Origin of the sequence: Flavobacterium sp., assembly GCF_031409475.1 — a bacterium.
Taxonomy (GTDB): Bacteria; Bacteroidota; Bacteroidia; order Flavobacteriales; family Flavobacteriaceae; genus Flavobacterium.
Window position 1 is genome coordinate 58,901 of the sequence record NZ_JANNXH010000014.1, and the last position, 25,907, is coordinate 84,807.

General features: G+C 34.8%; 23 protein-coding genes and 4 tRNA genes. 2 read left to right on the forward strand and 25 right to left on the reverse strand.

Annotated features, from left to right (window positions below; all coding sequences use genetic code 11):
• Positions 1-32: 32 nt before the first annotated feature.
• Together recR and RMO53_RS02750 are read right to left on the reverse strand one after the other, a co-directional pair.
• Positions 33-653 (reverse strand): recombination mediator RecR, encoded by a 621-nt coding sequence (gene recR / locus RMO53_RS02745; RefSeq protein WP_310377830.1) that lies wholly within the window; start codon positions 651-653, stop codon positions 33-35.
• 41 nt (positions 654-694) lie between these two features.
• Positions 695-1,060 carry a CoA-binding protein gene (locus RMO53_RS02750; protein WP_310377831.1) on the reverse strand — a complete coding sequence of 122 codons (366 nt, stop codon included), beginning with the start codon at positions 1,058-1,060 and terminating at the stop codon, positions 695-697.
• A 109-nt stretch (positions 1,061-1,169) separates the two neighbouring features.
• Here RMO53_RS02750 and RMO53_RS02755 point away from each other — a divergent pair, with 109 nt between their 5' ends.
• Positions 1,170-1,793: a MarC family NAAT transporter gene (locus RMO53_RS02755; protein WP_310377833.1), complete on the forward strand. Its 624-nt coding sequence runs from the start codon at positions 1,170-1,172 to the stop codon at positions 1,791-1,793.
• On the opposite strand, the gene ctlX is transcribed toward RMO53_RS02755, so the two are convergent.
• The 4 genes from ctlX to eno all read right to left on the reverse strand — a co-directional run bounded on the left by ctlX (position 1,794) and on the right by eno (position 6,512).
• Positions 1,794-2,735: a citrulline utilization hydrolase CtlX gene (gene ctlX, locus RMO53_RS02760; RefSeq protein WP_310377835.1), complete on the reverse strand. Its 942-nt coding sequence runs from the start codon at positions 2,733-2,735 to the stop codon at positions 1,794-1,796.
• A 66-nt stretch (positions 2,736-2,801) separates the two neighbouring features.
• Entirely contained in the window at positions 2,802-3,716 is a 915-nt protein-coding gene (locus tag RMO53_RS02765; protein WP_310377838.1) for an arginine deiminase family protein, read from the reverse strand.
• 63 nt (positions 3,717-3,779) lie between these two features.
• Positions 3,780-5,063, reverse strand: a complete 1,284-nt coding sequence (locus RMO53_RS02770; RefSeq protein WP_310377840.1) for a citrate synthase — start codon at positions 5,061-5,063, stop codon at positions 3,780-3,782.
• A gap of 156 nt (positions 5,064-5,219) precedes the next feature.
• A complete protein-coding gene (gene eno, locus RMO53_RS02775) occupies positions 5,220-6,512 on the reverse strand; it encodes a phosphopyruvate hydratase (RefSeq protein ID WP_310377842.1) in 1,293 nt (430 codons plus the stop codon).
• A 289-nt stretch (positions 6,513-6,801) separates the two neighbouring features.
• Here eno and RMO53_RS02780 point away from each other — a divergent pair, with 289 nt between their 5' ends.
• The gene (locus RMO53_RS02780; protein ID WP_310377844.1) at positions 6,802-8,391 is read left to right on the forward strand and encodes a peptide chain release factor 3; all 1,590 of its coding nucleotides are present in this window, start codon (positions 6,802-6,804) and stop codon (positions 8,389-8,391) included.
• Between the two features lie 87 nt (positions 8,392-8,478).
• Here the strand turns inward: RMO53_RS02780 and RMO53_RS02785 are convergent, their stop codons facing one another.
• From RMO53_RS02785 to RMO53_RS02875, 19 genes are all read right to left on the reverse strand, one after another.
• Positions 8,479-8,862 carry a hypothetical protein gene (locus RMO53_RS02785; protein ID WP_310377845.1) on the reverse strand — a complete coding sequence of 128 codons (384 nt, stop codon included), beginning with the start codon at positions 8,860-8,862 and terminating at the stop codon, positions 8,479-8,481.
• A gap of 393 nt (positions 8,863-9,255) precedes the next feature.
• Positions 9,256-9,561 carry a DUF3467 domain-containing protein gene (locus RMO53_RS02790; protein WP_310377847.1) on the reverse strand — a complete coding sequence of 102 codons (306 nt, stop codon included), beginning with the start codon at positions 9,559-9,561 and terminating at the stop codon, positions 9,256-9,258.
• A gap of 13 nt (positions 9,562-9,574) precedes the next feature.
• Positions 9,575-13,891 carry a DNA-directed RNA polymerase subunit beta' gene (gene rpoC, locus RMO53_RS02795; RefSeq protein ID WP_310377849.1) on the reverse strand — a complete coding sequence of 1,439 codons (4,317 nt, stop codon included), beginning with the start codon at positions 13,889-13,891 and terminating at the stop codon, positions 9,575-9,577.
• Positions 13,892-14,162: 271 nt separating this feature from the next.
• Positions 14,163-17,975 (reverse strand): DNA-directed RNA polymerase subunit beta, encoded by a 3,813-nt coding sequence (gene rpoB / locus RMO53_RS02800; RefSeq protein ID WP_310377851.1) that lies wholly within the window; start codon positions 17,973-17,975, stop codon positions 14,163-14,165.
• 276 nt (positions 17,976-18,251) lie between these two features.
• Positions 18,252-18,620 (reverse strand): 50S ribosomal protein L7/L12, encoded by a 369-nt coding sequence (rplL, locus tag RMO53_RS02805; RefSeq protein ID WP_310377853.1) that lies wholly within the window; start codon positions 18,618-18,620, stop codon positions 18,252-18,254.
• A gap of 90 nt (positions 18,621-18,710) precedes the next feature.
• Positions 18,711-19,208, reverse strand: coding sequence for a 50S ribosomal protein L10 (gene rplJ / locus RMO53_RS02810; protein WP_310377855.1), 498 nt, complete (start codon positions 19,206-19,208; stop codon positions 18,711-18,713).
• Positions 19,209-19,230: 22 nt separating this feature from the next.
• Positions 19,231-19,920, reverse strand: a complete 690-nt coding sequence (rplA, locus tag RMO53_RS02815; protein ID WP_310377857.1) for a 50S ribosomal protein L1 — start codon at positions 19,918-19,920, stop codon at positions 19,231-19,233.
• 3 nt (positions 19,921-19,923) lie between these two features.
• Entirely contained in the window at positions 19,924-20,370 is a 447-nt protein-coding gene (gene rplK, locus RMO53_RS02820; RefSeq protein WP_310377859.1) for a 50S ribosomal protein L11, read from the reverse strand.
• Between the two features lie 66 nt (positions 20,371-20,436).
• Positions 20,437-20,988, reverse strand: a complete 552-nt coding sequence (gene nusG / locus RMO53_RS02825; protein ID WP_310377861.1) for a transcription termination/antitermination protein NusG — start codon at positions 20,986-20,988, stop codon at positions 20,437-20,439.
• 10 nt (positions 20,989-20,998) lie between these two features.
• A complete protein-coding gene (gene secE, locus RMO53_RS02830; RefSeq protein ID WP_310377863.1) occupies positions 20,999-21,196 on the reverse strand; it encodes a preprotein translocase subunit SecE in 198 nt (65 codons plus the stop codon).
• Between the two features lie 15 nt (positions 21,197-21,211).
• A tRNA-Trp gene (locus RMO53_RS02835) sits at positions 21,212-21,285 on the reverse strand.
• A 60-nt stretch (positions 21,286-21,345) separates the two neighbouring features.
• Positions 21,346-22,533, reverse strand: coding sequence for an elongation factor Tu (gene tuf, locus RMO53_RS02840; RefSeq protein WP_310377864.1), 1,188 nt, complete (start codon positions 22,531-22,533; stop codon positions 21,346-21,348).
• Positions 22,534-22,587: 54 nt separating this feature from the next.
• Positions 22,588-22,659: transfer RNA gene (locus tag RMO53_RS02845), tRNA-Thr, on the reverse strand.
• A 93-nt stretch (positions 22,660-22,752) separates the two neighbouring features.
• Positions 22,753-22,833, reverse strand: a tRNA-Tyr gene (locus RMO53_RS02850).
• A 48-nt stretch (positions 22,834-22,881) separates the two neighbouring features.
• Positions 22,882-22,955 (reverse strand) — tRNA-Thr (locus RMO53_RS02855).
• Positions 22,956-23,046: 91 nt separating this feature from the next.
• Positions 23,047-23,349 (reverse strand): ribosome hibernation-promoting factor, HPF/YfiA family, encoded by a 303-nt coding sequence (gene hpf, locus RMO53_RS02860; RefSeq protein WP_310377866.1) that lies wholly within the window; start codon positions 23,347-23,349, stop codon positions 23,047-23,049.
• A 37-nt stretch (positions 23,350-23,386) separates the two neighbouring features.
• Positions 23,387-24,280, reverse strand: a complete 894-nt coding sequence (locus tag RMO53_RS02865; protein WP_310377868.1) for a tyrosine-type recombinase/integrase — start codon at positions 24,278-24,280, stop codon at positions 23,387-23,389.
• A gap of 69 nt (positions 24,281-24,349) precedes the next feature.
• Positions 24,350-24,547: a 30S ribosomal protein S21 gene (rpsU, locus tag RMO53_RS02870; protein ID WP_073370216.1), complete on the reverse strand. Its 198-nt coding sequence runs from the start codon at positions 24,545-24,547 to the stop codon at positions 24,350-24,352.
• 202 nt (positions 24,548-24,749) lie between these two features.
• Positions 24,750-25,892, reverse strand: a complete 1,143-nt coding sequence (locus RMO53_RS02875; RefSeq protein ID WP_310377871.1) for an acyl-CoA dehydrogenase family protein — start codon at positions 25,890-25,892, stop codon at positions 24,750-24,752.
• Between the last annotated feature and the right edge of the window lie 15 nt (positions 25,893-25,907).

Below are 25,907 nucleotides of genomic sequence, written 5' to 3' on the forward strand. Positions count from 1 at the left end.
ATTTTAAAAATATTGCTATTTATTAAAATAAATTAATTGTTTTTTAATGACTTTTCGAATGGTACTCTTTGCAAAATACTTCTGCCAAGAGTGACTTCATCTGCATATTCTAATTCGTCTCCAACGGATATTCCTCTTGCAATAGTTGAAGTAATTACATCGCAATCTTGAATTTGTTTGTAGATATAAAAATTTGTTGTGTCTCCTTCCATTGTGGAGCTTAAAGCAAAAATAATTTCGGTCACATTTCCTAATTTTACCTTGTTGACTAATGAGTTGATATTTAATTGGCTTGGGCCAACACCATCAATAGGCGAAATTTTTCCGCCAAGAACGTGATAAATCCCTCTGAACTGTCCCGTGTTTTCAATAGCCATAACATCGCGAATATCCTCGACGACGCAAATAACGGCGTGATTTCTTTTATTATTGGAGCAGATTTCGCAAATTTCAACATCAGAAATATTATGGCAACTTTCACAAAATTTTACTTCATCTCGCATTGTGGTCAAAGCTTGGGCTAGAAAATTTGTTCTTTCTTTGGGTTGTTTCAGCAAGTGCAAGACCAATCTCAAAGCGGTTCGTTTACCAATTCCTGGCAGTTGTGCCATTTCGTTTACCGCTTTTTCTAATAGTTTTGATGAAAATTCCATAAAGGGTAAAACTTATTTAAAATTAATTTAAAAAACTTTATTTAATACTGATTTGTGGTTAATAAAACCAGCGTACATGCAACCTCAACCTTAATGTTGTTCAACTGCAACAATTGATAAAATTCAGGATTTTCGGTTCCAGGATTGAAAATTACTCGTTTTGGTTTTGCCTCTACGATATAATTGTAGTAATCGCGTTGCCGTGCTGAGTTTAAGTATAATGTAATAGTATCAATGTTTTTTAGCGGAATTGCTTTTGTATTAATTTTTATACCTGCAACCTCGCCTGTGTTTTGACCTATTGCAAGTACCGAATGTCCTTTATCTACTAACATTGTTATCGCTAAATGGGAATATTTATCTGGTTTTACGCTTGCTCCAAGCACTACAGTTTTTTTATTTTTCATTTGGCAAAAGTACAAAAATTGGATTGATTTTTTTTTTAAATTTTAACGATACGTTATTTTAAAGTTTAACTTTGCTCTCACAATAGGTGGTAAATTTGCACTAAAAACTATGGAACTTTTTATATATCTTTTTGTAGCGTTATTTTCTGTTCTTAATCCAATAGGCACAGTTCCTATTTTTGTTGGATTGACTCAAAATGACACAAAAACAGAACGTTCTCGAATTTCACTTTGGACTTCTATTAATGTTTTTATAATTTTGATAATTTCTTTTTTTATCGGTCAATATGTACTTTCATTTTTTGGAATTACAATAAATGCCTTGAGAATTACAGGTGGAATTATTATTACAAGTTCCGGTTTTTCTTTGCTTAATGGTAAATTTAATAAAAACAAAGGGATCAATAAAAAAGTAGAGCAAGAAATAAAAGTTCGGAATGATATTGCGCTCACTCCGCTTGCAATGCCTATGCTCGCTGGTCCGGGCTCAATATCATTATTGATAACTTTTTACCAAGAACATCATTCTTCAAATGATATTATTGCATCCTGTTTAGCAATTTTAGCCGTATCATTAATAATTTATTTAATGCTAAAAAGCGCCCATTACCTTTCTAAAATTCTTGGAACCTCAGGTATAGTTGCAATTTCAAGAATTATTGGTTTTCTAACAATTGCAATTGGTGTTCAATATATTATTAGCGCTATTTTGAGTATTATTAGAGGTATTTAACTAATCCTCTTTTGGTAAGAAAATTTCCGCCATCATACACCTTGCGCTTCCGCCACCACATGCTTCAATAGTATCTAAACTCGAACTCAAAATCGTAACATGCTCTTCGAGTTGCGCAATTTGCTTTTTGGTTAAACTTTGATGTGCCGATTTACTCATTATTAAATAGCGTCTGTCGTCTGTTCCTTTTAATTCGAGCATGTTTCCTGCAAAATTATTGACTTGTGCTTCAGTAATAAGAATTACCTCTTTTTCGTCTCCTCTCAAACTATCCAGAACCATTTTACGCTCTTTTTTGTCATCAATACAATCAGCACAAATTACAGCGTAAGTTGCGCCAAGACACATCATTACATTGGTATGATAAATTAGTTTTCGTTCTCCGTTTACGGTTTGAAAAGCTTCGAAAATCACGGGTGTAAACTCAAAATCTTCACAAAATTCTATAAACAATTCTTCGTCTGCTCGAGGAGAAAGTGCACAATAGGCTTTGCCATTTTCTCTATCTAAAAGTAAACTTCCAGTGCCTTCAAGGTAAAAACCGTCTTCTTCGGCTGCAGTATAATCCGTAATAAAATCACTTATTAGGAAACCTTTGTCTTCAAGAATTTCTAAAATATCCTCTCTGCGTTCTTCTCTCCTATTTTCTGCAAACATAGGATATAAAACCACATCGCCACTTTCGTGAAAAGAAATCCAATTGTTTGGAAAAATACTGTCTGGAGTATCTGGCGTTACTGTGTCTTGAACAACAGTAACATCAATACCAACCATTTTGAGTTTGTTTACAAAAGTATCAAACTCTTCTTGTGCTCTAGCATTTACAGTCTCTGGCGAGAGTCCGTCGAGTACTTTTTGATAGTAATTATTTACTGCTGTTTGTTCGTTCATTCTAAACGCCACTGGGCGAATCATTAAAATGGAATTGGTGGTTTGTTTCATTTTTTTGTATATTTTTTTTGTAGAGTAGAGACGTTGCATTGCAACGTCTCTACGATTATAATTATTTTATTCCCTAATCAACGGCAACGTAGAACATCGTAATAATCCTTCTTGTTTTGCAATTTCGGCATACGGTATTTCCTCTACTACAATACCTTTGGATCGCAACCATTTATTGAGTCTTTTGAATTTTCGCTCAGAAACAACTACATTGGTATCAATAGAAAAAACATTAGAATTCATGTGATACATTTCTTTTCTAGTAATATGAAACAGATTTGCTTCACCAAAAAGATTCACGAGAAACATATAATCGGCCTCTTCTCGAAAACCTCTTTTATAAATTATTCCTTTATCATTACCTACGGGTTGGAAACAACAATCTAAGTGCAAGGCATTATCTCGCGCTTCGATTTTTGATTTTACTAAATCAAATTCTTTAACAATTTTATTCGGAAATAAATCTTTTATATACTGTACTCCGTGCATATTTGTTCTTGCCGTGATATACGATGCATAATCACTTCCTTTATAAGTTCCAATAAAAACATAGTCCTTCCACAACATGACATCACCGCCTTCGATATGAACTTGCTCTGGTGGGCGAACTACTTTAATTGGGTTAAATTGTTCTATTATATACTGAATCGCCTCTAATTCTCGCTCTCTATCAGGCAAAATGTTCGATTTTATAAATACATCATCAATTACAAAACCTATGTCTCGAGCAAATATTTGATTGTAGTTTTCAATCATTTCTGGTCGGTAAACTGTTATATTATATTTTTGAAACACTTTGTTGAAAGCTTCCATTTCTTGAAGCATAGCTTCCTCTAATGGATATGTTCCAGCAATTATGTGTTCTAAAGATTTTGGATCGTAAGCTTCTTCAACCGTTGGAGTTGGTCCGTTTTGCAATGCCGAACCTAAAATAACAGCCCGTAATCTAGCAGTTTCATTCTTTATATTCAATTCAAGCATTTGATGTTAACTTTTTTCAAAGATAAAAAAAGCCTCGCTAATTGCGAGGCTTTATTATTGAATTTATCGTTTATCGATTGTTTTAAAATCTCTTAAAGCATACCCTGTATATATTTGCCTTGGGCGACCTATAGGTTCTTTATTTTCTCTCATTTCTTTCCATTGTGCAATCCAACCTGGAAGACGACCTATTGCAAATAACACAGTAAACATATCTGTAGGAATTCCTAGTGCACGATATATAATTCCGGAATAGAAATCTACGTTGGGGTATAATTTTCTGGAAACAAAATATTCATCAACAAGAGCTGCTTGTTCTAGTTTTTTTGCGATAGCTAAAATTGGATCATTTACGCCTAAAGTATTTAAAACTTCATCAGCTGCTTTTTTAATAATTTTTGCTCTAGGGTCAAAGTTTTTATACACTCTATGACCAAAACCCATTAATCTAAAAGGATCTTCTTTGTCTTTAGCTTTAGCCATGTACTTATCGGCATCGCCACCGTTTGCGTGAATTTCTTCTAACATTTCGAGTACAGCTTGATTTGCGCCACCGTGCAATGGTCCCCAAAGTGCTGAAACTCCTGCAGATATTGAAGCAAACAATCCTGCATGTGAAGAGCCAACCATACGAACGGTCGAGGTAGAACAATTTTGCTCATGATCGCCATGAAGAATAAATAATTTATCTAATGCATCAATTATTATAGGGTTTGCTTTGTATGGCTCTGTAGGCAATTCAAACATTAAACGCATAAAATTCTCGACATATCCTTTGGTATTATCATAATAATTTAAAGGATATCCCATGCTTTTTCTATATGTCCAAGTTGCAATAACAAGAAATTTTCCCATTGTTTTACACACTGCTTCGTACAATTCTTTTTCATTATCAGGATTAACTGATTTTGGATTAAAAGCGGTTAAAGCACTTGTTAATGCAGATAAAACGCCCATAGGATGAGCCGTTTTTGGAAAACCATCTATAATGTTTTTCATTTCTTCATTAATCAAAGTATACTTTCTAATGTCAGTCTCAAATTGAGCCAGCTGACTAGAAGTAGGTAATTCTCCAAAGATTAAAAGATAAGAAACTTCAAGAAAATCAGCATCATCAGCTAAGTCTTCAATTGCATAACCTCTATAACGCAAAATACCATCTTCGCCATCCAGAAAGGTAATTTTACTAGTACAAGAACCGGAATTTTTATAACCCGGATCAAGTGTTATTGCGCCCGATAAATCACGTAATTTGTTGATATCTATGGCAACTTCATTTTCGTTACCAACAATTATTGGAAACTCATATTTTTTGCCGTCTATTTCTAATGTTGCTATTTTTGACATTGTATATTTTGAAAATTTAACTATTACTATAATAATTTACCAAATTTAATGAATTTCATATTAAATAAAAAGAGAATAATACAATGAAATTGTTAAATATAAAAAAACAGCCATTCCTGATAAGAGAATGGCTGTAATAAAAATTATTTTAGATAATTATTTTATTTTAAAAGCGGCAACACCAGGAAAATATGCTGTATTCCCGAGTTCTTCCTCGATTCTTAAAAGCTGATTGTATTTTGCCATACGATCTGAACGCGATGCAGAACCTGTTTTTATTTGACCACAGTTTAATGCTACTGCTAAATCTGCAATGGTATTGTCCTCAGTCTCTCCAGAACGATGTGACATAACTGATGTATATCCTGCATTTTTGGCCATGTTTACGGCTGCAATTGTTTCGGTCAATGTTCCTATTTGATTTACTTTTACCAAAATAGAATTGGCAATTCCTTTCTCGATTCCGGTTGATAAACGTTCAACATTAGTTACAAATAAATCATCACCCACTAATTGTGTTTTATGTCCAATTTTTTCAGTAAGCAACTTCCATCCGTCCCAGTCGTTTTCATCCATTCCGTCTTCTATAGAAATAATAGGGTATTTAGCTGCTAATTCTGCTAAATAATCTACTTGTTCTGCCGAAGTTCTGATTTTTCCTGTTGGGCCTTCAAATTTAGAGTAATCGTATTTTCCGTTTACATAAAATTCAGATGCTGCACAATCTAGCGCCACCATAATTTCGTCTCCAAATTTATATCCCGCAGTTTCAACAGCTAATTTAATGGTGTCTAAAGCATCTTCCGTTCCTCCAGCTAAATTTGGAGCAAAACCTCCTTCGTCACCTACTGCAGTACTCAATCCTCTATCGTGCAAAACTTTTTTAAGATTATGAAAAATCTCAGTTCCCATTTGCATTGCATGTGTAAAAGAGGTTGCTTTTACTGGAAAAATCATAAATTCTTGGAATGCAATTGGCGCATCAGAATGGGAACCGCCATTGATAATATTCATCATAGGAACAGGCAATGTATTTGCCGAAACTCCACCAATATAGCGATACAAAGGCAATCCTAATTCATTTGCAGCCGCTTTTGCTACTGCTAGAGAAACTCCAAGAATGGCATTGGCTCCAAGATTTGCTTTATTTGGTGTACCGTCTAATTCTATCATGGTTTGGTCAATCAAGTTTTGTTCAAAAATTGATATTCCTAATAATTCTTGAGCAATTTTAGTATTCACATTTTCAACCGCTTTGAGAACTCCTTTTCCAAGAAAAGCTTTTCCACCGTCACGCAATTCTACCGCTTCGAATTTTCCAGTTGAAGCTCCAGATGGAACTGCTGCTCTACCTAAAACACCATTTTCTGTAATTACATCTACTTCTATTGTTGGGTTTCCTCTTGAATCGAAAATTTGTCTTGCGTGAATTTTGATAATGATACTCATTTTTATGGTTTTAAAAGTTGATCCGAGCGAATCCGAACGGATAAAAAAATTATAAATTTATATACGACAAATATATTATTTCTAAAATTAACGATTTAATAAAAACATTGAATGTTATTAACGAAATCGATATAATCTTTTAAAACCAAATAACTTGAGCCTGTTTTTTAAATATTTAGTGGTTTATATCCAAAGAAAGAAAATGAAAATCGAAGCCATTCATGGTTAAATATTTGCTTTTTGAATTGGTATTTATAAATAGTACTTTTGCAAACTATTTACAATAAATATGAGCTTTTTAAAAGAAATACAACGAAGAAGAACTTTTGGGATAATCTCGCATCCTGATGCTGGAAAAACAACACTAACTGAAAAATTACTCCTTTTTGGTGGTGCCATTCAAGAAGCTGGTGCTGTAAAAAGCAACAAAATCAAAAAAGGAGCCACGAGTGATTTTATGGAAATCGAACGTCAAAGAGGAATATCGGTTTCTACTTCGGTTTTGGCATTTAATTATCAAGAAAAAAAAATAAACATTCTAGATACTCCGGGACACAAGGATTTTGCCGAAGACACTTTTAGAACTTTAACAGCCGTTGATAGTGTAATTGTTGTGATTGATGTTGCCAAAGGTGTCGAGGAACAAACCGAAAAATTGGTTGCTGTGTGCAGAATGCGAAAAATTCCTATCATCGTTTTTATCAATAAATTGGATAGAGAAGGAAAAGATGCTTTTGACTTGATGGACGAAGTGGAGCAAAAACTGGGTTTGACCGTTACACCTTTGAGTTTTCCAATAGGAATGGGATATGATTTTAAAGGAATCTATAATTTATGGGAACAAAACATTAATTTGTTTAGTGGTGATAGTCGAAAAAATATTGAAGAAACTATTGCTTTTCAGGATGTTAAAAATCCGGAACTCGAAAAAATAATTGGCGAAAAACCAGCCGATAAACTAAGGGAAGAATTAGAATTGATTGACGAAGTTTATCCAAAATTTGACCGTCAGGATTATTTAGATGGAAAATTACAACCCGTATTTTTTGGTTCGGCGTTAAATAATTTTGGTGTTCGTGAACTCTTGGATTGTTTTGTTGCTATTGCACCATCGCCTAGACCTAAGGATTCGGAGACACGATTAGTGGACCCAAAAGAAGAAAAAATGAGTGGCTTTGTTTTTAAAATCCATGCCAATATGGATCCTAAACATCGAGATAGATTGGCTTTTATAAAAATCGTTTCTGGCACGTTTGAAAGAAACAAACCCTATTATCACGTACGCCAGAAAAAGAATTTAAAATTTTCGAGTCCAAATGCCTTTTTTGCCGAAAAGAAAGAAATTGTTGACATTTCCTATCCAGGTGATATTGTGGGATTACATGATACGGGGAATTTTAAAATTGGCGACACATTGACCGAAGGTGAAATTATGAGTTTTAAAGGAATTCCTAGTTTCTCGCCAGAACATTTCAGGTACATCAATAATGCCGATCCAATGAAAGCCAAACAGCTTGACAAAGGAATTGACCAATTGATGGATGAAGGTGTGGCGCAATTATTTACACTCGAAATGAATAATAGAAAAATTATTGGAACCGTAGGTGCGCTTCAATATGAAGTGATTCAATACCGCTTGGAGCATGAATACGGTGCTAAATGTACTTATGAAAATTTTCCGGTTCACAAGGCATGTTGGGTAAAACCTGATGATTCAAAAAATGATGAGTTTAGAGAATTTAGACGTATAAAGCAAAAATTCTTGGCACACGACAAATACAATCAATTGGTTTTTCTTGCTGATTCTGATTTTACAATTCAAATGACCCAAAATAAATACCCAAGTGTAAAATTGTTTTTCACATCGGAGTTTGAGTAGTCTTTATTGCATAATTTATTCCTATACAAAAAAACGCTAATTAAAATTAGCGTTTTTTTTATGAATTAAAAATTTGGGTTGTTAAAATTAAACTATTGTAGTTTCAAAGTTTGTAGCTTTTTTCAAAAAAGCTTTAATCAATAATCTATTTGGCGCAATACCTGAAGTTCTAACTTTATTCTTTGTACTTGTAGCTTCGGAAGAAATAGTAGTATTAGGATCTTGTTTTGAACCCATAAACCATAATACAAAATTCATATTTGAATCAGTCGTAGCATTTTGTTGTTTAGTTGTATTAATTTCAACTGTATTATTTACAATCTCATTTTTTAAACTTGTAGCATTTTGATCTGTATTTTTTTCTGAAACAGTCTGACCAAAAGCAGTCATGTTTGACAATACTATAAATGCCATTACTATAAAGATAGTGGTGAATTTTTTAGTGTCGTTTTGTTTAGAAAAATGATTCATAATTGTTTTGTTTACAGAGAAATAAATTGTTTATCTCTTATCTGAGGTCAAAACTAAATCAATACCATTCTACTAAAAAATATTTTCGATGAAGCACCATAAAACTCGTTTAAACTACAAAAAACAGATGTTTTTACCATTTTAGTTTTGAAATTATCAACAAAAACTAACCCGCAATTTGTCATTCTGACGCAGGAAAAATCTCATCTTGTAGCCCAATTTTGTTGAGATTCTTCCTGCGTCAGAATGACAAATTATACAAAATTGTTCCCGTAATCCGGACGCTTCGGAACAAAAGTAAAACGGTAATAGAACTCAATATAAAGGAATCGATTTATTTAAAATGCTTTTAATCAAAATAAAAAGGCCCCATTTCTGGAGCCTTTTCTATAATTATGCTTGTCCCGCGGGACCAAAATTTAATGGTATTGGAGGTTGCTCGGTGTCTTTAATTTCGCCGTGAGCGATTTCAAAACGATGAATGTTTTCTCCAATGGCTTTTAATAACCTTTTGGCGTGTTGCGGTGTCAAGACAATTCTTGATTTCACTTTGGCTTTAGGAATACCGGGCATGATACTTACAAAATCTAATACAAACTCTGAAGAAGAATGATTTATTATAGCTAAATTGGAATAAATTCCTTCGGCTGTTTTCTCATCTAACTCTATATCTATCTGTTGTTCTTGTTGTTTGCTCATAACCTTAAATAAATTAGTATATATACTCTTCTTTGTTAGCCATCATTTCATTATAGTCTTCGTTTGAACCTACAATAGTATGATCATATTCTCTCATACCCGTTCCTGCAGGAATTCTATGACCAACAATTACGTTTTCTTTCAATCCTTCTAAGTAATCAATTTTACCTGCTACTGCAGCTTCGTTCAATACTTTAGTGGTTTCTTGGAACGATGCAGCCGAGATGAACGATTTTGTTTGAAGCGAAGCTCTCGTAATACCTTGCAATACAGGAGTTGCTGTTGCAGTAATAACATCACGTGCCACAACTAGATTACTATCTGTACGTTTCAATAACGAATTTTCATCACGCAATTCGCGTGGAGTAATTATCTGACCTGGTTTTAAAGCACTTGAATCACCAGCATCTTCAACTACCTTCATTCCGTATAATTTATCATTTTCAAGGATAAAATCTTTGGTATGAATCAATTGTTCTTCTAGGAACAAAGTGTCTCCTGGATCTTGAACTCTTACTTTACGCATCATCTGACGTATTACTACTTCAAAGTGTTTGTCGTTTATTTTTACCCCTTGCAAACGGTATACTTCTTGAATTTCATTTACCAAATACTGTTGAACAGCAGCTGGACCTTGAATTCTCAAAATATCTTCTGGAGTAATTGCACCATCAGACAATGGAACACCTGCTCTTACGAAGTCATTTTCTTGAACCAAGATTTGGCTAGAAAGTTTAACTAAATATTTCTTAACCTCACCAAATTTAGATTCAATAACGATCTCACGGTTTCCTCTTTTGATTTTTCCAAAAGAAACCACACCATCAATTTCAGAAACTACTGCTGGGTTCGAAGGGTTACGCGCTTCAAGCAATTCGGTAATTCTTGGTAAACCTCCAGTAATATCTCCTGATTTAGAAGAACGACGTGGGATTTTAACCAATACTTTACCTGCTTTAATCTTCTCACCATTTTCTACCATTAAGTGAGCACCAACAGGTAAGTTATAAGAACGGATTAAATCACCATCTTTACCGTAAACTAATAATGTAGGGATTAATTTTTTGGCTCTAGACTCCGAAATTACTTTTTCTTGGAAACCAGTTTGCTCATCAATTTCAACCATGAATGATTGTCCTTGCTCTAAATCTTCGTAAGCAATTTTTCCTGTAAATTCAGAAACAATTACGCCATTATATGGATCCCATTTACAGATAGTTGTTCCTTTTGTAACTACTTCGCCGTCTTTAACAAAGATACTTGAACCATAAGGAATATTGTTTGTACTCAATAGAATTCCTGTTTTACCATCAATTAATTTAAGTTCGGTAGATCGTGAGACTACAATGTCTACTGCATTGCCATCATTATCTTCTCCTTTAACCGTTTTTAAATCTTCGATTTCTAATTTTCCTCCAAAACGAGTAACAATACTTGACTCTTCAGAAATTCCTCCTGCAACTCCACCAACGTGGAACGTACGAAGGGTTAACTGTGTTCCTGGTTCTCCAATGGATTGAGCGGCAATTACACCAACTGCTTCTCCTTTTTGGGTCATTTTTCCTGTTGCTAAGTTTCTTCCGTAACATTTTGCACAAATACCTTTTAAGGCTTCACAAGTTAACGGAGATCGTACCTCTAATTTTTCAATTGGAGAAGCCTCAATTAATTTCATGTATGCTTCTGTGATTTGTTGCCCAGATTCAATGATAACTTCATTTGTCAAAGGATTGATAACATCTTGCAAGGTTACACGTCCTAAAATTCTTTCACCTAAAGTTTCTACAATTTCTTCATTCTTTTTCAATGCTGAAACTTCAACACCTCTTAAAGTTCCACAATCAACAGTATTCACAATAACATCTTGAGAAACATCATGTAATCTACGAGTTAAGTAACCCGCATCAGCCGTTTTCAAAGCCGTATCTGCAAGACCTTTACGAGCACCGTGGGTAGAAATGAAATATTCTAAAATCGACAGTCCTTCTTTAAAGTTAGAAAGAATTGGGTTTTCGATAATTTCACCACCACCAGCAGTAGATTTTTTTGGCTTAGCCATCAAACCACGCATACCTGTTAACTGACGAATTTGCTCTTTAGATCCACGCGCACCAGAATCAAGCATCATATATACCGAGTTAAAACCTTGTTGGTCTTCTCTAATATTTTTCATTGCGGTTTCTGTAAGCTGTGCATTTGTTGAAGTCCATACATCAATAACTTGGTTGTAACGTTCGTTATTGGTAATAAGACCCATATTATAATTCGCAGAAATTCCTTCAACTTGCTCTCTAGCATCTGCTATTAATTTTGGTTTTTCATCCGGAATTCTAATATCTCCCAATGAGAATGACAATCCACCTTTAAAGGCAAATTTGTATCCCATGTCTTTCATATTATCCAAAAAGGCTGCCGTTGTAGGTACATTGGTAACGCTTAAAACGTGTCCGATAATGTCTCTCAAATTTTTCTTGGTCAATACATCATTGATATATCCTGCAGCTTCTGGAACTACTTCGTTAAATAAAACTCTACCAGCTGTTGTTTGAATAATTTTGTAAACCAATTCACCTGCTTCGTTATAATCTTTGGCACGAATTTTCACTCGAGCATTCAATTCTAAACGGCCTTCGTTTAAGGCAATATTAGTTTCTTCAGCAGAATAAAAAGTTAAACCTTCTCCTAAAATTTTCATTTCTGGAGTAGACAAACGCTCTTTGGTCATATAATATAGACCCAATACCATGTCTTGAGAAGGTACCGTAATTGGAGCGCCATTTGCTGGATTCAAAATATTGTGAGAAGCCAACATTAACAATTGTGCTTCAAGAATAGCTTCTGGTCCAAGTGGCAAGTGAACTGCCATTTGATCCCCATCAAAATCCGCATTAAATGCAGTACACACTAAAGGGTGCAATTGGATTGCTTTTCCTTCAATTAATTTTGGTTGGAAAGCTTGAATACCTAGTCTGTGCAAAGTAGGAGCACGATTCAGTAATATTGGGTGACCTTTGATAACATTCTCAAGGATATCCCAAACTACTGGCTCTTTTTTGTCAATTATTTTTTTAGCTGATTTAACCGTTTTTACTATACCTCTTTCTATCAATTTACGGATAACAAAAGGTTTGTATAATTCAGATGCCATATCTTTAGGGATACCACATTCGAACAATTTCAATTCAGGCCCAACAACAATTACTGAACGAGCAGAATAATCCACACGTTTTCCAAGTAAATTTTGACGGAAACGACCTTGTTTTCCTTTAAGCGAATCCGAAAGTGATTTCAACGGACGGTTTGATTCTGTTTTTACTGCAGATGCTTTACGTGTATTATCAAAAAGTGAATCTACTGATTCTTGCAACATACGTTTTTCGTTTCTTAAGATCACTTCTGGAGCTTTAATCTCCATCAATCTTTTCAAACGATTGTTACGTATAATTACACGACGGTACAAATCATTTAAATCTGAAGTAGCAAAACGACCACCATCAAGAGGCACAAGCGGACGCAATTCTGGTGGGATTACAGGAACTACTTTCATAATCATCCATTCCGGACGATTCTCACGGTTCAAGTTAGACTCACGGAAAGATTCTACAACTTGCAATCTTTTTAAGGCTTCTGTTTTACGTTGTTTAGACGTTTCGTTGTTCGCAGAGTGACGCAATTCATAAGAAAGTGCATCTAAGTCGATACGAGCCAACAAGTCCATAATACATTCTGCGCCCATTTTGGCAACAAATTTATTTGGATCAAAATCATCTAAATATTGATTATCAGCAGGAAGTGTATCCAAAATGTTCAAATACTCTTCTTCTGTCAAGAAATCTAATCTTTGTACTGGTTCTCCTTCTGGAGTATGAGCAATACCAGCTTGGATTACTACATATCTTTCGTAGTAGATAATCATATCTAATTTCTTAGACGGAAGTCCTAATATGTAACCAATTTTATTTGGAAGAGAACGGAAATACCAGATGTGGGCAATTGGCACAACAAGATTGATGTGTCCTACTCTGTCTCTACGTACTTTTTTCTCAGTAACTTCAACACCACAACGGTCACAAATGATTCCTTTGTAGCGAATTCTTTTATATTTACCACAAGCACATTCGAAATCTTTTACAGGTCCGAAAATTCTTTCGCAGAAAAGACCATCACGTTCTGGTTTGTGTGTTCTATAATTGATAGTTTCTGGTTTCAAAACTTCACCTCTTGATTCTTTCAAGATAGATTCAGGAGAAGCTAGTCCTATCGAAATTTTGTTGAACCTTTTTACAGGATTCTTATCTTTATTGTTGTTATTATTTCTAGTATTCATCATAGTCTTTACTATTGATTTATTTGCAATTAAAAATTGATTTTATTTTTGTAGAGACGTTGCAGTGCAACGTCTACAAGATACCGATGTTGCACTGCAACGTCTCTACAAAACACCTCGAATTACTTCTCTAAACTTCAAACAAAATTTTTGAAGTGCTAATTATATAGTTATATAAAAAATCGGAACGGGTAACGGGTATAAATCCTAAAACTCATATAAATATGGGTTTTTTGTAAAGACGTTGCAATGCAACGTCTCTACAAAAAAATATTTATTCTTCTAAACGAATGTCAAGACCAAGACCTTTCAATTCATGCATTAACACATTGAATGATTCTGGCAATCCTGGCTCTGGCATAGACTCTCCCTTAACGATTGCTTCGTAAGTTTTGGCTCTACCAATAACATCATCAGATTTCACTGTCAATATTTCACGAAGTGTACTTGATGCTCCATAAGCTTCAAGTGCCCAAACCTCCATCTCTCCAAAACGCTGCCCTCCAAATTGCGCTTTTCCACCTAAAGGCTGTTGCGTAATTAATGAGTATGGTCCTATTGAACGTGCGTGCATTTTGTCGTCAACCATGTGACCCAATTTCAACATGTAGATAACTCCAACTGTTGCTGCTTGATGGAACCGTTCTCCGGTTCCACCATCATAAAGGTAAGTGTGCCCAAAACGTGGTACTCCAGCCTCGTCAGTCAATTCATTGATTTGGTCTAAAGTAGCACCATCAAAAATTGGTGTAGCAAATTTTCTACCCAAATTCTGCCCAGCCCAACCTAAAACTGTTTCGTAAATTTGACCAATATTCATACGTGAAGGTACACCAAGTGGGTTCAACACGATATCAACAGGTGTTCCATCTTCAAGAAAAGGCATGTCTTCATGACGAACAATACGAGCAACAATACCTTTGTTACCGTGACGTCCCGCCATTTTATCACCCACTTTTAATTTTCGTTTTTTGGCAACATATACTTTAGCTAATTTCAAAATTCCTGCTGGCAATTCATCTCCAACAGTAATCGTAAATTTCTCTCTACGCAATGCACCTTGTAAATCGTTCAACTTAATTTTATAGTTATGAATTAAATCATTAACCATAGTATTTGTAGCATCATCTGCAACCCATTGCCCTTTGCTTAAGTGGGCAAAATCTTCAACTGCATACAACATTTTTTGAGTGTATTTTTTACCTTTTGGTAAAACTTCTTCACCCAAGTCATTCATTACACCTTGAGATGTTTTACCGTTTACAATTAAGAACAATTTCTCAATTAATTTGTCTTTTAATTCGACAAATTTCACTTCAAATTCCATTTCCAAAGCGCCTAAAGCATCTTTGTCTTGGGTACGTTTGCGTTTATCTTTAACCGCTCTTGCGAACAATTTTTTATCCAAAACAACACCGTGTAAAGATGGAGACGCTTTCAATGAAGCATCTTTTACATCACCTGCTTTATCCCCGAAGATTGCACGAAGCAATTTCTCTTCAGGAGTAGGATCTGACTCTCCTTTTGGCGTAATTTTTCCGATAAGAATGTCGCCAGGTTTAACCTCGGCACCAATTCTAATCATACCATTTTCATCTAAATCTTTAGTAGCTTCTTCAGAAACGTTTGGAATATCATTCGTTAATTCTTCGTTACCCAATTTAGTATCTCTCACTTCTAATGAATAATCATCAACGTGAATAGAGGTAAAAATATCGTCACGAACTACTTTTTCAGAAATCACAATCGCATCCTCGAAGTTGTATCCTTTCCATGGCATAAATGCCACTTTCAAGTTACGACCTAATGCTAACTCACCATTTTGAGTAGCGTATCCCTCTGACAATACTTGACCTGTAATAACTCTGTCCCCTTTTCTTACGATAGGTTTCAAGTTGATACTCGTACTTTGATTTGTTTTTCTAAATTTAATTAGGTTGTATGTTTTCTCATCTTCTTCAAAACTTACCATTCTTTCTTCTTCAGAACGGTCATATTTGATGGTGATGATATTGGCATCAACATATTCTACAACTCCAGGACCTTCAGCATTAATTAATACTCTAGAATCTGAAGCTACTTGACGCTCTAAACCTGTTCCAACAATTGGAGCTTCAGGGCGTAACAATGGTACTGCTTGACGCATCATGTTAGATCCCATCAAGGCTCTATTCGCATCATCGTGCTCCAAGAATGGAATTAATGAAGCTGAAATAGAAGCAATTTGGTTTGGAGCAACGTCCGCATAATCGACTTTTGAAGGATCAATTACAGGAAAATCTCCTTCTTGACGTGCAATAACGTTATCAGCAAGGATTTTTCCTGTAGCATCCATTTGAATGTTTGCCTGAGAAATCATCATTCCTTCTTCTTCTTCTGCGCTCAAATAAACTGGAGTAGAAACTAAATCTACCACTCCTTTAGTTACTTTACGATATGGTGTTTCGATGAAACCCATTCCGTTTACTTTAGCATAAACACCTAGAGAAGATATCAAACCAATGTTTGGTCCCTCAGGAGTTTCAATTGGACATAAACGTCCGTAATGCGTATAGTGAACATCTCGAACCTCAAATCCAGCTCTCTCTCTCGAAAGTCCACCTGGTCCAAGTGCAGATAATCTTCTTTTGTGCGTAATCTCAGCTAATGGATTCGTTTGATCCATAAATTGAGACAACTGGTTTGTCCCAAAGAAAGAGTTGATAACAGACGATAATGTTTTGGCATTAATCAAATCGATAGGTGTAAACACCTCGTTATCTCTAACGTTCATTCTCTCCCGAATGGTTCTAGCCATACGAGCCAAACCTACACCAAATTGTTGTGACAATTGTTCTCCAACAGTTCTAACACGACGGTTTGACAAGTGATCGATATCATCAATATCTGCTTTCGCATTGATTAATTCAATCAAATATTTTACTATGGTAATGATATCCTCTTTGGTAAGCACTTGCTTTTCCATCGGAGTATCAAGACCTAGTTTTTTGTTTATTCTATAACGACCTACTTCACCTAAGTTATAACGTTGGTCAGAGAAGAATAATTTATCTATAATACCACGAGCAGTTTCTTCATCAGGCGGTTCAGCGTTACGCAATTGTCTGTAGATGTGCTCAACGGCTTCTTTTTCAGAATTGGTTGGATCCTTTTGAAGCGTGTTATGAATGATAGAATAATCAACTGCATTATTATCTTCTTTGTGCAACAAAATAGATTTAACGTTTGAATCGATGATCTCCTCTACATTATCTTTGTCGATAATGGTATCTCTATCAAGGATTATTTCGTTACGTTCGATAGAAACAACTTCGCCGGTATCTTCATCCACGAAATCTTCATGCCAGGTGTTCAAAACACGAGCCGCTAATTTTCTACCTATATATTTTTTAAGACCTGTTTTAGACACTTTAATTTCTTCGGCTAGGTCGAAAATCTCAAGGATATCCTTGTCTCTTTCGAAACCTATGGCACGGAATAAAGTGGTTACAGGTAATTTTTTCTTTCTATCGATATAAGCATACATTACGCTGTTGATATCGGTTGAAAATTCTATCCAAGAACCTTTGAAAGGAATTACTCTGGCAGAATATAATTTTGTTCCATTTGCATGGAATGATTGTCCGAAGAAAACACCTGGAGAACGGTGCAATTGAGAAACAACAACACGCTCGGCGCCATTGATTACAAAAGTACCAGAAGGAGTCATATAAGGAATTGTACCAAGATATACATCCTGAACAATAGTTTCAAAATCTTCGTGCTCTGGATCTGTACAATATAGTTTTAGCCTCGCTTTTAAAGGCACACTATAGGTAAGCCCTCTTTCAATACATTCTTGAATTGTGTAACGTGGTGGATCTACAAAGTAATCTAGGAATTCCAATACAAAGTTATTTCTTGTATCAGTAATTGGAAAATTTTCCATGAAGGTATTGTATAAACCTTCGTCGCCTCTTTCGTCAGATTTGGTTTCCAATTGGAAGAAATCTTTAAACGATTTAACCTGAACATCTAGAAAATCTGGATATTGAGGAATGTTTTTGGTAGAGGCAAAATTCAATCTTTCAGTTTGATTTGATATCATCAATTGACAAAATTTTGATTAAAAAAAAGTAATTTTAGTGTAAAACACTGAATCATATAAAACAATCAATACTTAATTTTTAATCAATACCTCTTTAAAAATAACTCAAGAGTGGACTCTTTTCGTAGATTTTTTTTCATCGTATTGATTTAAAAACCATTTGGTATTTTAAACTATTTTATAATAAAACTTATAATAATTTTATTATACGAAAAATGGTTTAGGTCTTTGAATGCATATCCAAGACCTAAACCGAGTTCTCAAAACCGAGTTTAACTATTTAAGTTCAACCTCTGCTCCGGCTTCTTCTAAAGATTTTTTAAGCCCTTCAGCTTCTTCTTTAGAGACACCTTCTTTAACAGCACTTGGTGCGCTATCAACTACATCTTTAGCTTCTTTAAGACCTAAACCTGTAAGTTCTTTTACTAATTTTACAACTGCTAATTTAGAAGCACCTGCTGCTTTTAAAATAACTGTAAATTCAGTTTGAACTTCTTCAGCTACAGCATCTCCACCACCTGAAACAACTACTGCTGCAGCTGCTGGTTCGATACCATACTCGTCTTTTAATATTGTTGCTAATTCGTTAACTTCTTTTACTGTTAAGCCAACTAATTGTTCTGCGAATTGTTTCAAATCTGCCATTTTTTCTATCGTTTTAAAATGATTTGTAAAATATTATTGTTTATTGTGCGCAATTTAAATTAATAATTGATAATTAATAATTATCAATTATTAAGCAACCTCTTCGATTTTGGCGAATTGATTTTGAAGAGCAGAAATAACTCTTTGGGCTGGTGATTGAAGTAATCCAATAAGTTCGCCGATAAGTTCTTCCTTAGATTTGATAGTTGCCAAAGCATCAAGTTGATCATCTCCAATATAAATTTCTGCATTAATGTAAGCTCCTTTTAAAACGGGCTTTGCATTCTTTTTACGGAAATCTTTAATTATTTTTCCAGGTGCATTTGCAATATCTGAAATAAATATAGCGCTATTACCAGTCAATACAGACGGTAAATCACCATAGTCATTAGCTGATGCTTCCATTGCTTTAGCAAGCAAGGTGTTTTTTACAACCTCTAATTTTATGCCTGCTTTAAAGCAAGCTCTTCTCAAGTTTGAAGTTGTTTCTGCGTTTAGTCCAGAAATATCCGATACATAAATAATATTTGTACCAGCTAACTGTGCAGTTAAATCTTCAATCGCGATTGATTTTTCTTCTCTAGTCATACTAAAAATTTTTAACTAACAATTATACTGCTTTTGGGTCCAATGCAATCGCAGGACTCATTGTGCTAGTTAGGAAAATACTTTTGATGTATGTTCCTTTAGCCGCAGTTGGTTTAAGTTTGATTAATGTTTGAATAATTTCGTGAGCGTTATCTACAATTTTATCTGAATCGAAAGAGATTCTTCCAATTCCTGCATGTATGATACCCGTTTTATCAACTTTAAAGTCGATTTTACCTGCTTTTACCTCCGCAACAGCTTTTGCAACATCCATAGTTACTGTACCTGTTTTGGGGTTTGGCATTAAACCTCTAGGTCCTAAAATACGACCTAATGGACCTAATTTACCCATAACTGCTGGCATTGTAATAATTACATCAACATCTGTCCAACCGTCTTTGATTTTTTGCAAATAATCGTCAAGACCTACATAATCTGCTCCTGCTGCCAAAGCTTCCGCTTCTTTGTCTGGAGTAACCAATGCCAATACTTTAACATCTTTACCTGTTCCGTGAGGCAATGTTACTACACCTCTAACCATTTGATTCGCTTTTCTTGGATCTACACCCAAACGTACAGCGATATCAACCGACTCATCAAATTTTGCAGAAGCAACTACTTTTATCAATGCCGCAGCATCTTTTAAAGAGTATAATTTGTTCTTTTCAATTTTTGAAGCAGCCTCTTTTTGCTTTTTTGTCAATTTTGCCATGTCTTACGCTTGTTTTAGAGGAGAATCTCCAGTTACAGTTATTCCCATAGATCTAGCCGTTCCTGCGATCATACTCATAGCAGACTCGATTGTGAATGCATTTAAATCCACCATCTTGTCTTCCGCGATTGTTTTGATAACATCCCAAGTAACGCTGGCTACTTTCTTACGATTTGGTTCTCCTGAACCAGATTTAAGCTTTGCCGCATCCATTAATTGAACCGCAGCAGGTGGTGTTTTTACAACAAAATCGAAAGATTTGTCTTTATACACTGTAATTTGCACTGGGCAAACTTTACCTGATTTATCTTGGGTTCTAGCATTAAACTGCTTACAGAATTCCATGATATTAACACCAGCAGCACCTAAAGCAGGTCCAACCGGTGGCGATGGATTCGCAGCACCTCCCTTAACTTGTAGTTTAACTACTTTACTAATCTCTTTAGCCATTTTTTTTAAAATTTAACACATCAACTTTGGAAGCGAAAATGTGACTTATTATATATGTAACAAAAATTATACTTTTTCAACTTGCATAAACCCTAATTCTAAAGGTGTTTTTCTTCCGAAAATTTTCACCATTACTTCAAGTTTACGCTTATCTTCATTAATTTTCTCAACTGTTCCGTTGAAACCATTGAAAGGACCGTCTATTACTTTTATTGTTTCGCCCAAATTAAATGGAATGGAACGTGTATCAGTATTAACAGCCAACTCATCTACTTTACCTAACATTCTGTTTACTTCAGAAAGTCTTAACGGTACTGGCTCGCCTCCTTTAATTTCACCTAAAAACCCAATAACACTTGTAATTGACTTGATAATATGAGGTATTTCACCTATGAGATTTGCTTCTATCATTACATAACCTGGAAAATAAACTTTATCCTTGATTATTTTTTTTCCTTCTTTTACGGTAACTATTTTCTCAGTAGGAACCAGAACTTGTGAAACATAATCACCCATCCCTAATCTATTGATTTCGGTTTCGATATAGGCTTTCACTTTATTTTCTTGCCCACTTACTGCACGAACAACGTACCACTTTTTCAAATTAATATCTGCCATAACTAAAAAATTATGCTTTTATCCAATTAAAAAAACTAGCCAATGTTTTAGCAAAAACTTCATCTACTCCCCATGTTGCCAAGGCAAATAATACAGAGAAAACAGCAACAACTATCGTTAGACGTTGTACTTCAGCCCAGATTGGCCAAGTTACATTTGATTTTAATTCTTCAAATGCTTCTGATATGTAATTAACAACTTTTGACATTATGATATTTTTTATTGGCACGGGCGGAGGGATTCGAACCCCCATCAACGGTTTTGGAGACCGCTATTCTACCCTTGAACTACGCCCGTTCGTATTAAAAGCCAGTATCGTTTTTGGACGATACTGGCTTTATAAATTATTTACTAGGATTATGCTACTATCTCAGTTACCTGACCAGCACCTACAGTTCTGCCACCTTCACGGATAGCAAAACGTAAACCAACACTTAATGCAATTGCACTAAGCAATACAACATCAATAGTTAAGTTATCCCCAGGCATAACCATTTCTACACCTGTTGGTAAAGTAATGATACCTGTTACATCAGTTGTACGAACGTAAAACTGTGGACGGTAGTTATTATGAAATGGTGTATGACGACCACCTTCTTCTTTTTTCAAGATATAAACCTCAGCTTTAAATGTAGCGTGTGGTTTTACTGAACCTGGCTTACAGATAACCATACCTCTTTTGATGTCTTCTTTTTGAATACCTCTCAAAAGGATACCTACGTTATCTCCAGCTTCACCTCTATCAAGGATTTTACGGAACATCTCAACTCCAGTAATCGTAGAAGTTAATTTTTCAGCTCCCATACCAATGATTTCAACTGCATCTCCTGTATTAGCAACACCAGTTTCGATACGACCTGTGGCTACAGTTCCACGACCAGTGATTGAGAATACATCTTCAACAGGCATCAAGAAAGGTTTTGCAACGTCTCTAACTGGCTCTTCAATCCAAGAATCAACAGCAGCCATCAATTCGATGATTTTTGGTACCCAAGCTGGATCGTTATTCAATCCGCCCAAAGCTGAACCTTGAACTACAGGACCATTATCTCCATCATATTCGTAGAAAGATAATAAGTCTCTAATTTCCATTTCAACAAGTTCCAATAATTCCTCATCATCAACCATATCCACTTTGTTCATGAATACTACCATTCTAGGAATACCTACTTGACGACCTAAAAGAATGTGCTCACGTGTTTGTGGCATTGGCCCATCAGTTGCAGCTACAACAAGAATTGCACCATCCATTTGAGCAGCACCAGTAACCATGTTTTTTACGTAATCCGCGTGACCAGGACAGTCAACGTGTGCGTAATGACGGTTAGCAGTCTCATACTCAACGTGTGATGTATTAATTGTAATACCTCTTTCTTTTTCTTCTGGAGCGTTATCGATTTGATCAAACGATTTTGCTTGACAATAACCTGCATCTGACAATACTTTTGTAATTGCAGCAGTTAATGTAGTTTTTCCGTGATCCACGTGCCCAATTGTTCCTATGTTTAAGTGGGGTTTGTTCCGGTTAAAATTTTCTTTTGCCATTTTACTTAATTTTAATCTTAGTTATTTATTAGTGTTCGAATTTATTATTTTTTGAGCCAACTACGGGAATTGAACCCGTGACCTCTTCCTTACCAAGGAAGCACTCTACCTCTGAGCTAAGTCGGCAGAGAGTTTATTTTAGATTTATGATTTTAGAATTTAGATTTCAAACTGTCGTTAATCTGAAATCCAAAATCTAAACTCTAAAATTCTTTCTAGTGGGGAGAGCAGGATTCGAACCTGCGAAGTTCACACAGCAGATTTACAGTCTGCCCTCGTTGGCCGCTTGAGTATCTCCCCTTTTTATCAATATACCATATGAACTATCCAAATTAAATTGGAAATAAGAGCCGGCGGAGGGACTCGAACCCACGACCTGCTGATTACAAATCAGCTGCTCTAGCCAACTGAGCTACGCTGGCAATATCAATAAAAAAAGTCCGCTATTTCTAACGGACTGCAAATGTATATCTTTTTGTTTTTTAATCAAAATATTTTTAATGAAAATTTACACTAAATATGTGTTTTGATTTTTTCTTTTCTTTTTATTAACAAACGCTCTATGGATTCTGCTGAAAGCTCCACTGCTTCTTCAAAAGTTTTACATTGTTTTTTTACTAAAAAATCATCTCCTGGAACAATAATTTTCAGTTCTACAATTTTATTTTCTTTGTCACTTGTCTTTTCTACTTTCAAAAAAATGTCTGATGAAATTACTTTATCGTAATACTTTTCCAATTTAGCCATTCGAACTTGAACAAATTCTACTAACTTTTTGTCAACCGCAAAGTTAACTGCGTGAACATTTACCTTCATAATCAATTTTTTTTAGGGGTTAATTATTTGAAAATTATTATTGATTTCTGGGATGTGCATCTTTGTATACTTTTTTTAATTCTGTCAAACTACTGTTTGTATAAATTTGAGTAGATGCCAAGCTAGAATGTCCTAATAATTCTTTAACTGAATTTAAATCGGCTCCGTTATTCAATATATGGGTCGCAAATGTATGTCTTAATATGTGTGGACTTTTCTTTACTTTTTCGGAGACAGTACTAAAGTAGTTATTTATTAATCGATACACAAAAGAATCATTTAATTTTAACCCTTTTTTTGTGAGAAAAAAAAAATCATTATCTCTAACATTATCTAAATGCGCTCTTTCCTTTAAATACAAGATTAATTGTTGGGAAACAATTGGCAATACTGGAAGAATTCTTTCTTTATTTCGTTTGCCAAGAACTTTTATGGTTGAATTTAATAAATTGAAATTATTGATTTTTAAATGAATTAACTCCGTTCTTCTGATTCCTGTGGTGTAAAACAAATCGATTATGAGTTTGTTTCTTGTTTCTTCAAAGCCTACTGGGTTTTGTATTTGGCTCAAAACGGCTGTAACTTCCTTCTCCGAAAACGGAATTTGAAGTGTTTTTGGAGTTTTCAACGCTTTGTGTTTTAATAGCGGACTGACTTCTATTTGTTTTGTTTTTAATAGAAATTTATAAAATGCTTTTAATGATGCTATTTTTCTATTGACAGAAACATTTGATATATTATCATCTACAAGTGAAACAATCCAACTTCGGATTTGGCTGTAATTTACTTGCTCAATATTGTCCTCGTTGAATTGATTTTTATTGAATGACTCGAAGAAACTGATATCATTTAAATACGCATTTACGGTATGTGGAGAATATTTTTTCTCCAATTGCAGATAATCTCTAAATGATTGCAAGTTGTTAGCCATAAAAAAACCGTTAGTATCAAAGGTATTAAACTTTAATGACTAACGGTACTTTATTCTAACAGAAAATAATTAACTATTCTCAATGTTGTCTCTCATATTCTGGATATAAGCCGCTTTTTGAATTTTTGCCCTATTGGTAACTGATGGTTTTATAAAAGCAGTACGTGCTCTTAGTTGACGAACAGTTCCTGTTTTGTCAAATTTTCTTTTGTAGCGCTTTAATGCTCTATCGATATTTTCTCCGTCTTTAATTGGTATAATTAACATAATATAGACACCTCCTCTCGTTAAGGGTGCAAAAGTAATCAAACTTTTCAATTATGAATTATAAATTGTGAATTATTTTAAAGAAGAAAAAAGAATAAAGAAAAAAGAATAAAGTAGAAAGAGGATAGATTGGATTGAAAAAGCCAAGTTACAATCTCTTGCTTCTTGGCTCTGTTTTCTATAATCTATTTTCTATATTCTCTTATCCTTTCAAAATATTCCTTGAAATCACCACTTTTTGAATTTCGGTAGTTCCTTCGCCTATAGTACATAACTTTGAGTCTCTAAAGAATTTTTCCACAGGGTAATCTTTGGTATACCCATAACCACCGTGAATTTGAATAGCATCAGTCGAAACTTTCACACAAACTTCGGAGGAATACATCTTGCTCATTGCACCAAGCGTGGTCATCTTTCGATTATTATTTTTCAAGAACGCCGCTTTGTGCAATAACAATTCCGAGGCCTCGATTTCAGTAGCCATATCAGCTAATTTAAAAGCTATTGCTTGGAATTCGCTTATTGATTTGCCAAACTGATATCTTTCTTTCGAATATTTTAAAGACGCTTCATAAGCACCTTTTGCAATCCCCAATGATAAAGCGCCAATGGAAATTCTACCACCATCTAAAATTTTCATAGATTGTATAAATCCCTCACCTACTTCGCCTAGTCTATTAGCATCTGGAATTCGACAATCATCAAAAAATAATTCAGCAGTTTCGCTAGCTCGCATTCCTAATTTATTTGCTTTTTTTCCTGATGTAAAGCCTTGCATTCCATTTTCGAAAACAAAAGCGGTCATTCCTCTAGAATCACCTTTTTCGCCGGTACGCACTATAACAACAGCAATATCTCCTGAAATTCCATGTGTAATAAAATTTTTAGACCCGTTTACAATCCAAAAATCTCCGTCTTTTACTGCAGTAGTATTCATTCCGCCAGCATCAGAACCCGTTCCATGTTCTGTCAATCCCCAAGCACCGATGTGTTCGCCTGTGGCTAGTTTTGGAATCCATTTTTTCTTTTGTTCTTCATTACCAAAAGTCAAAATATGATTGGTACATAACGAATTATGTGCAGCAACTGATAAACCTATCGATGGATCCACTTTAGATATTTCTTCGATTACTGTAATATATTCATGATATCCTAACCCTGATCCTCCGAGTTCTTCGGGAACTAAAACGCCCATAAAACCCATTTCACCCAATTTTTTGAATAAAGGAATCGGAAAAATTTGAGCTTCATCCCACTCCATTATGTAAGGTCTTATATTTTTTTCGGCAAAATCTTTGATTGATTGTGCAATCATTGATTGCGTTTCGCTGTAATCGAAGTTCATTTTAATAGTGTATTA

What these genes read in the sequence shown, in the direction of transcription:
- eno (WP_310377842.1), bottom strand. Translation starts at nt 6,512, where the DNA reads ATGAGTATCATTATCAAAATTCACGCAAGACAAATTTTCGATTCAAGA.
- RMO53_RS02785 (WP_310377845.1), bottom strand. Translation starts at nt 8,862, where the DNA reads ATGAATCATTTTTCTAAACAAAACGACACTAAAAAATTCACCACTATC.
- rpsU (WP_073370216.1), bottom strand. Translation starts at nt 24,547, where the DNA reads ATGTTAATTATACCAATTAAAGACGGAGAAAATATCGATAGAGCATTA.
- rplJ (WP_310377855.1), bottom strand. Translation starts at nt 19,208, where the DNA reads ATGACTAGAGAAGAAAAATCAATCGCGATTGAAGATTTAACTGCACAG.
- RMO53_RS02875 (WP_310377871.1), bottom strand. Translation starts at nt 25,892, where the DNA reads ATGAACTTCGATTACAGCGAAACGCAATCAATGATTGCACAATCAATC.
- RMO53_RS02755 (WP_310377833.1), top strand. Translation starts at nt 1,170, where the DNA reads ATGGAACTTTTTATATATCTTTTTGTAGCGTTATTTTCTGTTCTTAAT.
- recR (WP_310377830.1), bottom strand. Translation starts at nt 653, where the DNA reads ATGGAATTTTCATCAAAACTATTAGAAAAAGCGGTAAACGAAATGGCA.
- hpf (WP_310377866.1), bottom strand. Translation starts at nt 23,349, where the DNA reads ATGAAGGTAAATGTTCACGCAGTTAACTTTGCGGTTGACAAAAAGTTA.
- RMO53_RS02865 (WP_310377868.1), bottom strand. Translation starts at nt 24,280, where the DNA reads ATGGCTAACAACTTGCAATCATTTAGAGATTATCTGCAATTGGAGAAA.
- nusG (WP_310377861.1), bottom strand. Translation starts at nt 20,988, where the DNA reads ATGGCAGATATTAATTTGAAAAAGTGGTACGTTGTTCGTGCAGTAAGT.
- rplK (WP_310377859.1), bottom strand. Translation starts at nt 20,370, where the DNA reads ATGGCTAAAGAGATTAGTAAAGTAGTTAAACTACAAGTTAAGGGAGGT.
- secE (WP_310377863.1), bottom strand. Translation starts at nt 21,196, where the DNA reads ATGTCAAAAGTTGTTAATTACATATCAGAAGCATTTGAAGAATTAAAA.
- RMO53_RS02790 (WP_310377847.1), bottom strand. Translation starts at nt 9,561, where the DNA reads ATGAGCAAACAACAAGAACAACAGATAGATATAGAGTTAGATGAGAAA.
- tuf (WP_310377864.1), bottom strand. Translation starts at nt 22,533, where the DNA reads ATGGCAAAAGAAAATTTTAACCGGAACAAACCCCACTTAAACATAGGA.
- RMO53_RS02770 (WP_310377840.1), bottom strand. Translation starts at nt 5,063, where the DNA reads ATGTCAAAAATAGCAACATTAGAAATAGACGGCAAAAAATATGAGTTT.
- ctlX (WP_310377835.1), bottom strand. Translation starts at nt 2,735, where the DNA reads ATGAAACAAACCACCAATTCCATTTTAATGATTCGCCCAGTGGCGTTT.
- RMO53_RS02780 (WP_310377844.1), top strand. Translation starts at nt 6,802, where the DNA reads ATGAGCTTTTTAAAAGAAATACAACGAAGAAGAACTTTTGGGATAATC.
- rplA (WP_310377857.1), bottom strand. Translation starts at nt 19,920, where the DNA reads ATGGCAAAATTGACAAAAAAGCAAAAAGAGGCTGCTTCAAAAATTGAA.
- rplL (WP_310377853.1), bottom strand. Translation starts at nt 18,620, where the DNA reads ATGGCAGATTTGAAACAATTCGCAGAACAATTAGTTGGCTTAACAGTA.
- RMO53_RS02750 (WP_310377831.1), bottom strand. Translation starts at nt 1,060, where the DNA reads ATGAAAAATAAAAAAACTGTAGTGCTTGGAGCAAGCGTAAAACCAGAT.
- RMO53_RS02765 (WP_310377838.1), bottom strand. Translation starts at nt 3,716, where the DNA reads ATGCTTGAATTGAATATAAAGAATGAAACTGCTAGATTACGGGCTGTT.
- rpoB (WP_310377851.1), bottom strand. Translation starts at nt 17,975, where the DNA reads ATGATATCAAATCAAACTGAAAGATTGAATTTTGCCTCTACCAAAAAC.
- rpoC (WP_310377849.1), bottom strand. Translation starts at nt 13,891, where the DNA reads ATGATGAATACTAGAAATAATAACAACAATAAAGATAAGAATCCTGTA.